We start from the raw sequence: 13,052 nt of genomic DNA, 5'->3' as shown, positions 1-13,052 counted from the left end.
TACAATTGTAATATTACTGTAATATTTATTGAAATTAAACACATTTTTTCTAGTTAGTTGTAATTTAAGAATGAAACAAAACGATCAAACTATAAACGCACATAAAAGGTGAAGACATGAAAAAAAAGGTGCTTATACTGAGCTTGTCGATGTTCGGATTATTATCCACAAATACGTTTATACCGACCAAGGTGCTGGCTACTACTGCCGTGGAGCCCAATGAAAATACCGCTCCTGAAGAGGAGTTGGACGTGCTGTATGAACGCGTATATGATAATGGCTATGCGCTTGGAGAAAGCGATGGCTATAGCGGTGAGAAATTCATAAGCTTTGACGGAAACAACCAGCTTGCAGCTTATCCCTCAGAAGCTGCAAGCTGGTTCATGCTAGGCTATTCGGTCGGCTTTGAAAGCGGAAAGCGAAGTAAGACAGAAGAAGAAAAGACTGAAAAAGAAACCGATTATAGCGCTGGTGAAAAAGCAGGATACGAAATCGGAATTCAAGACTATGAGAACGCGACGGTCGCTTATACCCCTCCCACTATGAAAAGCAAGTCGGCTGACTGGAACGAAGGCTTCACGTTTGGCTACGAAAAAGCGATTGAAACGATGGATCTTTCTGTAAAAGCAAGAGAAGAAGGATACCAGCAAGGCGTACAAGATGAAGCAATGTCGGTACCAGAGCTTTATACCGAAGACCCTATGACGCAAAAAGCATTTGAAGAAGGCTTTCAAAAAGCAATGAACGAAAAAGAAGCGGCTAAAAACGTACAGTATGAAAAAGATGGCTATAAGCTTGGATACAGCATGGAGCCACTCGTTGTTCCCGATGGCCTTACGCCTGCCGGCACCGAAGCATTTACAAAAGGTTACAATAAAGGTGAAAAGAAGCGCTTAGAAGATGTGAAGATGGAAGGATTTAATGCTGCTTTTCTGAATGAAAAGTACAAAGTACCAAAAGTGTATGAATCGAATGTTCAGCTTCTAGAAGTCTACCAACAAGGATTTGTTTCTAATAAAAAAGCAGCCCAGTTCAAAAAACAAGCGTACCAAGACGGCTGGAAGTTAGGCACCAAAATGGATGTTCCCGCTGCCTATAAGAAAAACAAAGCAGCGGTGACAGCGTATAAAGAATACTATCAGCTTGGCCAAGAAAAGCAGGAAAAGACAGTTTACGACGTGTTGATTGCCCTTGGTATTTTGCTGAGTGGAATTGGCTTATTCCGCGTGATTAGAAAGCGCAAGAAAAAGGGAGATTTTTCGGTTTAGCTCCTCTTCTTTTTTATACTCTTACTTTTGGCTTGGTTTTTCCATTGTTTATTTTTGGAATCGGAACTCTTAGAAAACAAAATCTACACTTAAAGCAGTGAAGTACTTAGTTTTTGTTCTGTTGCATATTAAACTCCCTCACTCATAAAGGTTGAAATGGGGGAGTTACAAGCGATTCTATCTAAAGGATATGCTAAATTGACTTTTTATAAATTATAAAAATGAACAACGAATATACCCCTTGTTCACTATTCAGCTTCGTTGGGTGTAAATCTATATACCCCTTCATCCGTCCGCAAATAAATAGAAGCTCCTTTATAGAAACAGTCCCAAAAGTCCAGTCGGTTTCCTTGTTCGTCAACAGCAATAGCCGAAGAAAACTCTTTCGTTTGTAGCGAATAGGTCATCAACTCTTGTTCTGCAGCTTCAAATAGAAGTACGTTATCCCACACGGCAAAGCCTCCTGATAAATAATCCCTTAGGTTCGTATCAGGCCACCAGTTATGTAAGTGATTGTTTTTTAATTGCACAACAGGAAATTCCGCATAATAATAAAGCCAAATCTCATCACCCAACACGTTCATTCCGTAGCAATCATCAATAGACGGCAAATTATGCACATTAACTATATCTCCATAATCGAAAATTATGTTACCGTCTATGTCGAGTGCTACTAAACCAGATCGGCTCATTTCAAATCCGCTAAATATCCCCTCATCAAAATAAGTAATCCAGATTTGGTGTACATCATCTACCTGACAGTCTGCGATTCCTTCTCCTACTGAAAATTCTTTCATCACTTCTCCTTCACAGCTAAACACACAAATCACATTCGTTTCTTTTTCTTCATCATAATGCAGAAGCATCCATCTATCAGGCTTTACTTGCTGTACCGTTAACACATAATCTGCATGTACCACATGGCGAGGCAACACAGCAATGATCTTGCCCCTTCCGTTATGAATTTGAATAGGCCCCTTGTTGCTTTCCACTAAATAAAACAGCACATTATCTTTGCTAACATAGATGTGCTCTGGATTTTCTGCTTGGATAAAAGCTGAGTCTGCTTTCATTTTGGTAAAGGTAATTTTGTTCATATTTCTAAAACCTCACTGTTTGCCGTTTTATTGTTCATAATAGTATACATTTACGAACTTGTACCACTGCAAGCATTTTTAAATAAATGGCCTAAGAAATTTGATATACTCTACTTATTTATCTATTGTTTCGTAGCAATCCTATTCCTTTATATCTCTTATAAGCTTCAAGGAAATTGGTCTGATCCAATATGGGATTATCGTAGAATGTTTATATTTGCATTAGGTGCAGCAGTTATATACTGGTTTTGGGATTCCATTATCATGAACAAGAATGAATATCCTTATTACTAAAAATCAAACCTAAATTAGTTGATTAACTAATTTACATAAAACGGATCTCGGCAGCAAAGGTTTAGTTAAAACTACAATCTTACAGTTTTTAACGAAAAATGTGGTTTGAAACTAATTTCTACTTCCGTGTTACAATCATTTCCGAGAATTGTTAAGCAATTATTCTCACCTTTAATTTGGCTAATATCTTCTAATTCAAAATTAAAGATTAACCCTTTAAAGTGTTTATAACTTAAGCTTACACTACATTGACTTTCATGTACCGACATCGTCAATAGTAAATGAAAGCCATGATCGTCATCTTTGCTATACATAAACATACCTGTCTGATAATCAACTATTACTGAAGGTTCAGCTTCAAATAACTCAAGCAGCTCGTATTCATCGTACTTCATTAATGTTTAAAGCCTCCTATCTTATTGCTGTAATAACATGGATATTATTATTTACAACAACCTTAAATGTATCAGATATGCTCTGTATGTACCTAGGTTTTGAACCCGATTTTTATTATATCTATATATACTCTTAGTTACCATAATCATAGTTAACGGTAGTTAAGATTTCTTTTTTAAATATGTATTTTCTGGTAACATCAGGATCGTTAAGAATACTTATTTATAACTCATATAAACTATTAAGCAAGCGAGGCATAACACAATGAAAAACCATTTTGGTAAAATTTCATTTGCTTTTTTAATTTTGACTTTTGGCTTTTATTTCATGGTTCCAACAAATAATAATTACTCATCAACAACTATTAACACATGGTTATTGGTTGGATTAGCTTTGACGTTATTTTTTGCTTTTTTAAGTCCTAAAAGTATATGGAAAAAAATCTTACTAACCGTTATTACAATAGCAATTGTAATATTTTTATTTATTGCTATTGCATTTGGAATATCAGGTCTATAAAGGATGGAGCTGTTATTTACATAATGTAACTTATTGAAAAATCCACCCAAAATACATTTTTTTCTTTTTATGGTAATATAAAAAGTGAAAATGTATAGGAGGATTTACTTTGATAAAAAATTTACCCTTACTAATTTCCATTTTAATAATAGGAGTCAGTTCTTCTACGATAAGTTTGAATGGACACTTACCTACGTTTTTTGAATGGACATTACCAATTATGAGTATTATTTTAAATATCATCGCAGTTATAGGGCTATCTTTACACGTATTTGTATACAAGCCTATGAAAAAAGCAAAAGATAGCCTTAATGGAGCTATTAAGTAAAAATGAAGAGGATGGGACATAAGTAATTCAGCCAATGATAAACCTGAACGATTGAGAGTTTCTCACTTTTAATCGTTCAGGTTTTTTGTTGATTGTGAAAACAATGTTGGAAACAGGGTGGAATGGAGCGTAGGACACTCGACTCCTGCGGGAAAGAGAGGGAAAACTGAGATCCCGCAGCGCAGCGAGGAAGCTCAGGTTCCTCCCCGCGGAAAGCGAGTGGCCGTAGCGCAATGGAACGAACGTGTTCAGACAAACCAAAAAGATTGGAACAGCTATTGTTCGTCTCTTAGAAGCAATCATTTTGTTATGTCCCAAACTCTTCCAAAAGCTTCGAATAGACGTTGTCTACTTGGTGATTATTTCTGCTATAGGTTCATTGACTTCTCCCTGGGATGAATCTTCAATAAATTCATCAGCAGTTTCACCGTTTACAGATTGTGTATCGATGCTTTGGTCTATAACATTTTCGTTTAGATTAAATTTTCCATTTGGGCCAGCAATCATAATCAATTTTTCTTCATTATTATTATTTAAAACTCGTTTTAAAAACAATATATACTCTTTATTTACTTCCATTAGAGGATGTTCATCGAAATTAAGGTCACTATTTCCATCTTGAGTAACAACTAATTGTTTAATTGAATTGTTTTCCTCTTCCTTTAAATCACTTTTCCAATACTCCTCTACATTAAAATTAAAATCAGTAAAAGGTATATCTGTATTTTCCATATACTCTTTATTGATAGATTCAACCTTCCCCTTGATTACTATATCAGCTTCTTGAAACGCTTCCTCTTTATTTACATCGGGAAAAACTGCGCTTTGGCTGAGAACTTTTTCCTCACCACTAGCAACCTTTGAATTTAACTCCTCGACTTTTTTTCTTGCTAACGCTTCCTGCGAATCTGTTTTAGCCTTTATTTCTGCCTTTGTATCTATGTTTTTTTCTGTGGCACTACTAATATACAATCCTGTTCCTACTGTTAAAGAGAGGACTCCTATTGTAATTGCTGTCTTCCTAATATTCATTGACGTTCCTCCCTTTAGTAAATATAATTAAATCCAGCTTTATCTGATGATTGCATGTATCTCACACCACTATCATAACCATACATTAGCTTTTTGTTATTATAACCTTCGTATAAATCGTCTAAGCCAAACACATGTCCAATTTCATGAGCTGCGACAGTAGTCCAACTATTTGCAGATTTAGCACTGTTAAATTGAATCCTCCATCTAGCTGGATGGTCATTACTGACACTATAAACTGTTCTTCTGGCAACCCATGTTGCTGAAGAAGAAGAATAATTTTCAATGAAATTTTGGGTATTCCCTACAGAAACCTCACTAATGGAAAATTTACTGCCTGATTCACTTCTAAATTTACTAGCACCACTCTTAAATCGACTTTCCCAAGTATCAGTAGTGGCTTCAAAATATTTTGTACTTGTACTCGGCCAATGAGAGCCAACATATTTCCATCCTTTACTTTCAGAACCAGCATTAGGTAGATTATGAGCTGACACACTGTTGATCCCGGTGAATAATGAAGTTGTAACTATTAATCCTAAGACAATTTTCTTCAATATATTACCTCCTGTTGTTATTTTATACAAAATTATAATGCAATTTATCTATTTATTTTACAAATATTTTTAAAATTTAAATTATTTTAACAAAAGAAGGTAACAAAAGAGGGTATATTATCCCTCTTTTATTACCTTCTTTAATAATTGTTTTTTGTTATCTTTATCTTCAACAATAATATATTCTTCTGTTCCCTTGACTGAATAGATTTTTGTACCAACTTCATAATAGTTTGATTGATTATTTTCTGGCATCTCATTCGCTTTTGTTTTCTTTTCTACCGTACCAATCTGTTCTCCTATTTCTTTACTTTTATCTAATTTATCCTCAGTTCCGTTATATTCGTTATTTTGAACTACAATAATTACAGCAGAACTTCCTTTGTCAGTACCTGTACTTTCCTGATTACATGCAGTTAATATAACTAAATAAGCTATTGACAGAAAAATAATCAATTTTTTCATATTGGCCTCCAAAGATTATTTTATGGAATATATTCTACCTTTTATTGTTTTTATAAACAATTGATTTTTTGAATATTTAATATATTAACATCCTAATATGCTGCTCTTCACTTATATAAAACGAGATTTTGCATAGTAAAGACTTGTTCTTTCCTAAATTAATATTTTCTACGATTTAAAGGTCTTTCCGTAGCAGAGGAGATTCCCCAAAAATCTTTCATTGGGCGAATAGCCCACAACTTAAAGGGAATATCCTTATATCGCCAATACGCCACTCCTGTTGGTCTATTCTTGGCCTCATGGTCTAAGCTTACCTTCGCCAGTAAGAGATTAGGTCCTATGCCTGCCGTAGCTGTCAGGCGTGTCTTATGATAAATTTCGTCGATAATCTTGTGGGCTAATTCTTCTGGTGTACGAGCAAATAGATGCAACGCAGCTGTCGCATCAATAAACAATTCATCAATGCTATACGCATGAAAGCCTTCAGGAGCAACATCCTGTAACACCAAACTAGAAATATAATTCGAAGCCTTGATATATCTCTCCATTATCGCTTATAAATTTCCTTGTTAATAACAAAAGTTTTTATTAAGTCGGATAGGAAGACAATCTAATGAATACTTTCTTAACCAATCAAATTTAAATTGAGCATTTCATTCTCTTTTTTAAATAAAATACGTTCATAAAAGTGTATGACATTAAGTGGACGTTCGTAATTTATTTTTGAATTTAAACGAACGATAAAAATAATAAATTTTCTATCCAAAAGAAAAGTCCGTAAAAGTATGCTTTTACTCCTGGATAGTTTTTCCCTTTTTCTTTTAACACACAAAACTTCTTAAACAGCGGATAATCATTTAAGCGACGGTTGTTTAAAAGTTTTGTTTCAATTGGTTCCATCTAATCGCACTCCGTTTCTTGCTGTTGGCTTTAGAGATAGTCGAATAAACAAACGACCCTCCTCTTAAGGAAAAATTATACAATCTAAAACAATAGAAAGATAGTAGTTTTTGAGTTAAAGTTCAAACAAAAAAGCGCCCCTTCCAAAAGGGCGCTTTCTATTACATGTCTTCTTCTACCACTTGACGATTTTTCTTCAATAGCTTCGATAATGCTTCATAGACAATTGGTACAATGACTAGCGTTAACAGCGTTGAAGATGTTAACCCACCGATTACGGTGATCGCTAATCCTTTTGAAATTAGTCCCGCTCCGCCTGCACCGAACACCATTGGAGCCATTGCGCCTATCGTTGCGATTGCTGTCATCAGAATTGGACGAAGTCGCGTTGATCCTGCTTCAAGAATCGCGTCACGAATGGACATTCCCGCGCGCTCCATTTCAATGATGCGGTCTACAAGTACAATGGCGTTGGTTACAACGATTCCAATTAACATCAGAAGTCCCATCATAACGGATACGGAAATCGTTTCACCTGCAATCCACAGTCCGACAAACGAACCGATAACTGCAAACGGCAGTGAGAATAAGATCGCAAACGGTGCTAAACCTTCACCGAACGTTACCACAAGGATAAAGTAAACGATGAGAATCGCTGCAAGCATCGCTACGCCTAGCTGCGTAAAGGATTCCTGCATATCCGCTGCCACTCCGGCAACGTCTATTTTTACACCATTTGGTAAGTCAATGTTGTCAATCTTTTTATCGGCTTCAGCCGTTGCTTTTGATACGTCGTCGCCGACAATTTTACCAGAAATCGTTGTGTAGAATTCACCTTTGCTACGAGCAAGCGTCGTATAGGTTGTTCCTTCCTCTACCTCTACAATTTCAGATAAAGGCATTGCTGTTCCTTGAGCCGTTGGAACCTGTGTTTCTAACAATTCATCCATTGATTTTGGCTCTTTTTTTGCATCGCTTTGAACTGTAACGTTGACTTCTTCTCCGTCTTTTTCAACGGTAGTCAGCACGTCACCACTATTTTGTGCAGATAGCGCTCCTGCAATTTGTGCTGTTGTTAACCCATATTGCAGAAGCTCTTGTTGATTTATTTTCATCATGTGCTCAACGTATGGATTTTCAAAATCAGATTTGACGTTTTCTAATTCTTTTACGTCTTTTAATGCTTTTTCAACGTCTGAAGCTGCTTTATTTAAGTCGTCTAAATTCTTGCCGTATAGCGTATAGCTTACTTCATCAGACGACATGCCGCCCATGCCAAAATCCTGTGACTTCCATTCACCTGACTGGTCAAGGTTTGTTGCGTAGTCAATGACTTCTTCTTTTACGTCAGCAAAGTTCTTCACATCTTCGTCAAAGAATAAGTACATCAACGCTCCGCTTCCGCCACCCATCATGACTGCTGATGCGTCTGTGCTTGTTTCGTCATTGATTGAGAACTGAATTGTTTCTAAGTCATCACGCTTCATGAAATGCTCTTCAACTTTTTCAACATTTTTGAGCGTTTCTTCTTTCAACTCACCAGCCGCTGGCGTATACGTTAAGTACACAACTTTTTCTTCTTCTGAACCCATGAAGCTAAAGCCAATGAGCGGTGTTAAAGCAAGTGACCCTACAAGTAATACAACTGCGATTAAAGATGCAATAATTTTATGGTTTAAGACTTTTCCTAGGAAACCTTTATACCAGTTTGCTAGTTTTCCACCTTCTTTATGCGCTTTTACTTCTTTTTCACCCGATAAGTTTTTACGGAATAAGAAGTGAGAAAGCGCTGGTACAATCGTAATCGCAACGAGTAGTGATGCTCCTAACGCGAATGCCATTGTTAAAGCAAACGGTCTGAATAATTCACCAACCATACCGCCAACAAACATGAGCGGCGCGAATACAGCAACCGTTACGAGCGTAGACGAAAGAATTGGTTTAAACATTTCAATCGTTGCTTCACGAATTAACGCGCGGCCACGAAGTTTTTCGTCGGACAAGTTCATGCGTCGGTAGATATTTTCCACTACGACAATCGAGTCGTCAATAACACGACCAATGGCTACTGTGATAGCCCCTAGCGTCATAATGTTTAGCGTAATATCAAGCCAGTTTAGTAGCAGTAGTGCCATGAAAATGGAAACTGGAATTGAAATGATTGAGATAATGGTAGATTTAATGCTGCGCAAGAACAACAAGATGATGATAACGGCGAATAAACCACCGAATAGCGCTTTTTCTACCATCGTAAATACGGATTCTTCAATCGGTTCACCTTGGTCTAGCGTTACGTCGATTGCTAAGCCATCAATCTCTTTTTCTTGATCTTTAATTAAATCTTTCACCGCATTAACAACTTCTACGGTATTTGCTTCCTGCGTTTTCGTAATTTGAATTGAAATCGCATCTTTTCCATTTGTGCGCGAAATAGATGGCACTTTACCAACCGTTTCAATTGTTGCAATATCTCCTAGCTTCACAAACGGACTTTGGTTTTGAGCAGTTGGTGTAACTGGAATTAACACGTCTTTTAAGTCTTCAATCGTTGTGATATCACCATCGAGTGAAACAGCTTCTTTCCCTGTTTCAAATTCTTTTAAGCCGAGTGATAGTGACATATCGCTTGCTTGAACCATTTCTTTGACTTTGTCTTCTGTTAAGCCAAGCTCTTTCATTTTGTCTTGATTGTAGACAAGGTTTACCTCTTCAATATGTTGACCTGTGAGCGTTGCGCCTGCTACGCCGTCGATGTTTTCAATTTTAGGAAGAACCGTGTCTTGTACTGTTGAAGATAACTCAACAATGTCTTCCTTATCGCTGCTGATGGATAACGCAACAACTGGCATCATGTTCATGCTGATTGCCATAACCGATGGCTCTTCCGCGTCTTCCGGCAGCGTGACGTTATCAAGCGCCGCTTCTAGCTCACGCTTTTTCTCATCCATATCCACACCGTACTCATATTCGATTTGAACCTGAGATACGTTGGCAGATGAGTTTGAGTAAACAGCCTTCACATCTTCTAAGCCTTCGATATTTTGTTCCATTGGTCTTGATATGTCTTCCATAACCTGTTCTGCCGTCGCTCCTGGATACACGTCCATCACGATTAGGTACGGAACAGAAATATCAGGTATGCTTTCCATTTTCATTCTTGTTCCAGCATAAATACCCGATACGGTGACAATAATCGTTAATAACCATACGGCTAACTTATTCTTTAAAACGAAATTAACTAACCCCTTCAATAACTAGCACCTTCCTTTTTGCTTAAGTGTCATGCATTCGGTATAATTTTAAACTGACTGGTCAGTCAGCACAAAATCAACTATAATTGTCCTAGTGATTATCTGTCAACTATTTTGATAAGGAACGAAAAGATACCATAACGAATTAAGAGGTTTTGGTCTCTTAAAATACGGGGAAACTAATTGTTTAAGGAGGGTTCTTTCATGACTGAGAAGAATACACAAATTATTGAAGCTGGAATGAAGCTATTTGCAAACAAGGGGTTTTCGGCAACCTCGGTTCAAGAGATTGCAACGGAAAGCGGCATTTCAAAAGGTTCGTTTTATTTACATTTTAAATCCAAAGATGATTTATTATTAGCGATCTTGCAGCATCAATTTGCCATAATTAGCGAAGCATTCGATAAACAAACAGCGACCAATCAGAGCCCTCGGGAAAAGTTTATTCACCAGCAGGCCGCATGGTTTTCACACTTTATTAACCACCGCGAATTTTTCATTATGCTTGCCAAAGAACAAGCTATTCCGCGAAATGAAACGGTTAAGAAGCTACTGTTTGAAAAACAAATGGAAGCGCATCGCTATTATCGTCAAAGCATGTTAGCAATCTATGGTCCAGACGTAGAAAAGTATTCGTGGGACTTAACGTTTCTAATTGACGGAATGATTCATTCATATATGCGCGTCATCTTGCTGTCAAATGAAGACATAGATCTAACAAAACTTGCAAATTTCATTTTGAGCAGAATGGACAGCATCGTAAAGGATATTCATAACGATACTCCCCTACTCACGAATGACAAAGCAAACGAACTATTATCTCGCTTCCTTTTTGATAATGAAACAAACCTTGAAAAAATTGTAGCCAACTTAGAAGAAGAAATTCAAAAGCTAGACGAAGAAGAGCTATTCATAACGCTTCAAGTGATTAAGGAAGAAATAATGAAAGAAAAGCCGCGAATTCCTGTTATTCAAGGAATGCTTTCAAACTTTGACGATTATCCTAGCCTCCATCATTATCGAAACGTCATTTTAGGTTATTATGCAAACAAACAATAAATTCAGGAAGCTAGTCCCCTACCTTTACACAGGTAAGGGACTTTACTCTTTTCTATGTTTGTTCCTTATTTGCTACTGTATGTTACTTCTATTTAACTTTAGAACCCAGTCTATAATCTATGAAAAGGAAAAATATATTTTCCCTCTATCTTCACTTCGCATATAGTCGATTCGCAAAGAATGCGACATTTTTCAACCACCTTTTAAACACTTCTCTTTCTCTACCGATATAGTAAATATACTGAATGAGTATCGCGATTGAAGCAGGCACATCGTTTGCCACGATTAATGATGCAATTATGGGCTTAGCGGCTCAAATTCAAGAAGTAACGGCAACCATCGAGGAAGTATCAAACGGAACTACCGCAGTAACAAATTCCATCACCCAAGTGAAAGCCGTATCCGAACAAGCGGCTGGCAGCTCGCAAAATGCATCCGCTGCCACGCAAAAACAGCTCGCTTCAATGGAAGAGATTACAGCTTCAGCTAACTCTCTTGCAGAGTTGGCTGAAGAACTCTAGGAGTCCATTCGACATTTCAAAGCATAATGGCCACCCGCTTTTGCGGATGGCTTTTTTATTTATCCAGACAATTTTTTATGACTCTAAATTTTTAGGCAAATAGTCCGATATATGTAGTAGCTACAATATGCATTTAATTTTATTTTCAAAGGAGAAAACGGATGAATATTCTTCGTAATTTAAAGCTTTCATTGAAATTTTTCATTTTACTTACCATAGCCTCTATTTCTCTCATCATTGTTGGAACGATTGGCTACCTATCCACCCAATTCACTGCTCGTGGATCTGAGATTATGTATACGGAACAATTAATTCCAAACAGCCTTGTTCAACAGATTCAGACCAACAACCGCGCGCTAGATACGTTTGTTTTAGAAATGATGATTACAAAGGAACCAAGACGTAACGGAGAGCTGAACACTCAGATTACTAGTATCCTTCGTACACAGGACAAAAACTTAGAAAAACTCAAAAAAATTAAGATGTTACCAGAGCAAGAAAAAGCACTGGCATCCTATGAAGATAAGCTTGATGAATTGCGAGACTTACGCAATCAGACAATTGAGTTAGCAACCACAAATAAAAAGGACGAAGCATATGAGTTATATACAAGCGAAGTCGCCCCTGTTCGTAGTTTTGCGAATCGCTATTTGGCAACGCTTCAAGAATTAAATACACAGCAAGCCGAAGTTATCTATAAACAAAACCAACAAGATGCTAAAGAAGCAACAAATTTAACAATGATTGTAGCAGGTGTGGCGCTTCTTTTATTAATAACTATTGGCACCTTTATTGGTCGCTTAATTGCACAACCAATTCGAGAACTGCGCACGTTAGCCTTACAAGCAGCTGACGGTGATTTCACTGTCAAAAGCACTTACAAATCAAAGGATGAAATTGGAGTTTTGACAAATGCGTTCACAGATTTAATTCAGAATACTCGACGCGTCATTCAAACTACCAATATGACGTCTGAGCAGGTCGCAGCCTCTTCACAGCAGCTTAGCGCCAGCGCTCAGCAAAGCACGGCGGCAAGTCAGCATATTTCAAGCGTGATGCAAGAATTAGCTGATGGTGCAACGCAACAAGTCGGCTCTGTTGAAAAGTCAATGGCAGTTATTGAGAATATGGCAATGTCCTCAAGCGTTGTATATGACCATATCGACAAAGCAGCTACAACAGCTAAAGAAGCATCTCATTTATCTGCAGAAGGTAGCACAGCCATTCAAACGGTTAACACACAAATGAACTCTATTAACGATACGGTCATTGGCTTATCAACCGTGTTTCAAAGCTTAGCCGAGCGCTCAAACGAAATTGAGCGTATTAACGAAGTGATTACAAATATTGCGGGCTAGACAAATC

Annotated in this window: 15 protein-coding genes; 7 read left to right on the top strand and 8 right to left on the bottom strand. The window is 37.2% G+C overall.

Annotated features, from left to right (window positions below):
- Positions 1–116: 116 nt before the first annotated feature.
- The gene (locus MKZ18_RS05665; RefSeq protein ID WP_340842857.1) at positions 117–1,268 is read left to right on the top strand and encodes a hypothetical protein; all 1,152 of its coding nucleotides are present in this window, start codon (positions 117–119) and stop codon (positions 1,266–1,268) included.
- Between the two features lie 248 nt (positions 1,269–1,516).
- On the opposite strand, the gene MKZ18_RS05660 is transcribed toward MKZ18_RS05665, so the two are convergent.
- On the bottom strand, positions 1,517–2,365 hold the full coding sequence (locus MKZ18_RS05660; protein WP_341344509.1) for a hypothetical protein: 849 nt from the start codon (positions 2,363–2,365) through the stop codon (positions 1,517–1,519).
- Between MKZ18_RS05660 and MKZ18_RS05655 the strand changes: the two genes are divergently transcribed.
- Positions 2,366–2,659 (top strand): UPF0715 family protein, encoded by a 294-nt coding sequence (locus tag MKZ18_RS05655; RefSeq protein ID WP_445936764.1) that lies wholly within the window; start codon positions 2,366–2,368, stop codon positions 2,657–2,659.
- A gap of 71 nt (positions 2,660–2,730) precedes the next feature.
- Here the strand turns inward: MKZ18_RS05655 and MKZ18_RS05650 are convergent, their stop codons facing one another.
- Positions 2,731–3,054 (bottom strand): hypothetical protein, encoded by a 324-nt coding sequence (locus MKZ18_RS05650; protein WP_340842860.1) that lies wholly within the window; start codon positions 3,052–3,054, stop codon positions 2,731–2,733.
- A 265-nt stretch (positions 3,055–3,319) separates the two neighbouring features.
- Between MKZ18_RS05650 and MKZ18_RS05645 the strand changes: the two genes are divergently transcribed.
- Positions 3,320–3,574 carry a hypothetical protein gene (locus MKZ18_RS05645; RefSeq protein ID WP_340842861.1) on the top strand — a complete coding sequence of 85 codons (255 nt, stop codon included), beginning with the start codon at positions 3,320–3,322 and terminating at the stop codon, positions 3,572–3,574.
- A gap of 109 nt (positions 3,575–3,683) precedes the next feature.
- On the top strand, positions 3,684–3,902 hold the full coding sequence (locus tag MKZ18_RS05640; protein ID WP_016766044.1) for a hypothetical protein: 219 nt from the start codon (positions 3,684–3,686) through the stop codon (positions 3,900–3,902).
- Positions 3,903–4,250: 348 nt separating this feature from the next.
- Here MKZ18_RS05640 and MKZ18_RS05635 read toward each other — a convergent pair whose 3' ends face one another.
- The 6 genes from MKZ18_RS05635 to MKZ18_RS05610 form a co-directional block, all read right to left on the bottom strand.
- Positions 4,251–4,934, bottom strand: a complete 684-nt coding sequence (locus MKZ18_RS05635; RefSeq protein WP_253346904.1) for a hypothetical protein — start codon at positions 4,932–4,934, stop codon at positions 4,251–4,253.
- Positions 4,935–4,948: 14 nt separating this feature from the next.
- The gene (locus MKZ18_RS05630; protein WP_098279016.1) at positions 4,949–5,491 is read right to left on the bottom strand and encodes a matrixin family metalloprotease; all 543 of its coding nucleotides are present in this window, start codon (positions 5,489–5,491) and stop codon (positions 4,949–4,951) included.
- Positions 5,492–5,608: 117 nt separating this feature from the next.
- Positions 5,609–5,956: a hypothetical protein gene (locus MKZ18_RS05625; RefSeq protein WP_340842862.1), complete on the bottom strand. Its 348-nt coding sequence runs from the start codon at positions 5,954–5,956 to the stop codon at positions 5,609–5,611.
- A gap of 158 nt (positions 5,957–6,114) precedes the next feature.
- On the bottom strand, positions 6,115–6,504 hold the full coding sequence (locus tag MKZ18_RS05620; protein ID WP_224840148.1) for a Y-family DNA polymerase: 390 nt from the start codon (positions 6,502–6,504) through the stop codon (positions 6,115–6,117).
- Positions 6,505–6,685: 181 nt separating this feature from the next.
- Positions 6,686–6,856: a hypothetical protein gene (locus MKZ18_RS05615; protein ID WP_340842863.1), complete on the bottom strand. Its 171-nt coding sequence runs from the start codon at positions 6,854–6,856 to the stop codon at positions 6,686–6,688.
- Between the two features lie 161 nt (positions 6,857–7,017).
- The gene (locus MKZ18_RS05610) at positions 7,018–10,107 is read right to left on the bottom strand and encodes an efflux RND transporter permease subunit (protein ID WP_340842864.1); all 3,090 of its coding nucleotides are present in this window, start codon (positions 10,105–10,107) and stop codon (positions 7,018–7,020) included.
- Between the two features lie 204 nt (positions 10,108–10,311).
- Here MKZ18_RS05610 and MKZ18_RS05605 point away from each other — a divergent pair, with 204 nt between their 5' ends.
- The 3 genes from MKZ18_RS05605 to MKZ18_RS05595 all read left to right on the top strand — a co-directional run bounded on the left by MKZ18_RS05605 (position 10,312) and on the right by MKZ18_RS05595 (position 13,045).
- Complete coding sequence (locus MKZ18_RS05605) at positions 10,312–11,166, top strand: TetR/AcrR family transcriptional regulator (RefSeq protein WP_025911769.1); 855 nt, start codon at positions 10,312–10,314, stop codon at positions 11,164–11,166.
- A gap of 245 nt (positions 11,167–11,411) precedes the next feature.
- Positions 11,412–11,687 carry a hypothetical protein gene (locus MKZ18_RS05600; protein ID WP_340842865.1) on the top strand — a complete coding sequence of 92 codons (276 nt, stop codon included), beginning with the start codon at positions 11,412–11,414 and terminating at the stop codon, positions 11,685–11,687.
- A 161-nt stretch (positions 11,688–11,848) separates the two neighbouring features.
- Positions 11,849–13,045 carry a methyl-accepting chemotaxis protein gene (locus MKZ18_RS05595; RefSeq protein ID WP_341344508.1) on the top strand — a complete coding sequence of 399 codons (1,197 nt, stop codon included), beginning with the start codon at positions 11,849–11,851 and terminating at the stop codon, positions 13,043–13,045.
- Positions 13,046–13,052 lie beyond the last annotated feature (7 nt).

The organism is Priestia sp. FSL W8-0001, assembly GCF_038050335.1.
In the GTDB taxonomy this organism is placed as follows: domain Bacteria; phylum Bacillota; class Bacilli; order Bacillales; family Bacillaceae_H; genus Priestia; species Priestia flexa.
The sequence above is the reverse complement of the archived record's forward strand: the minus strand, read 5'-3'. Positions and strand labels throughout refer to the sequence as shown.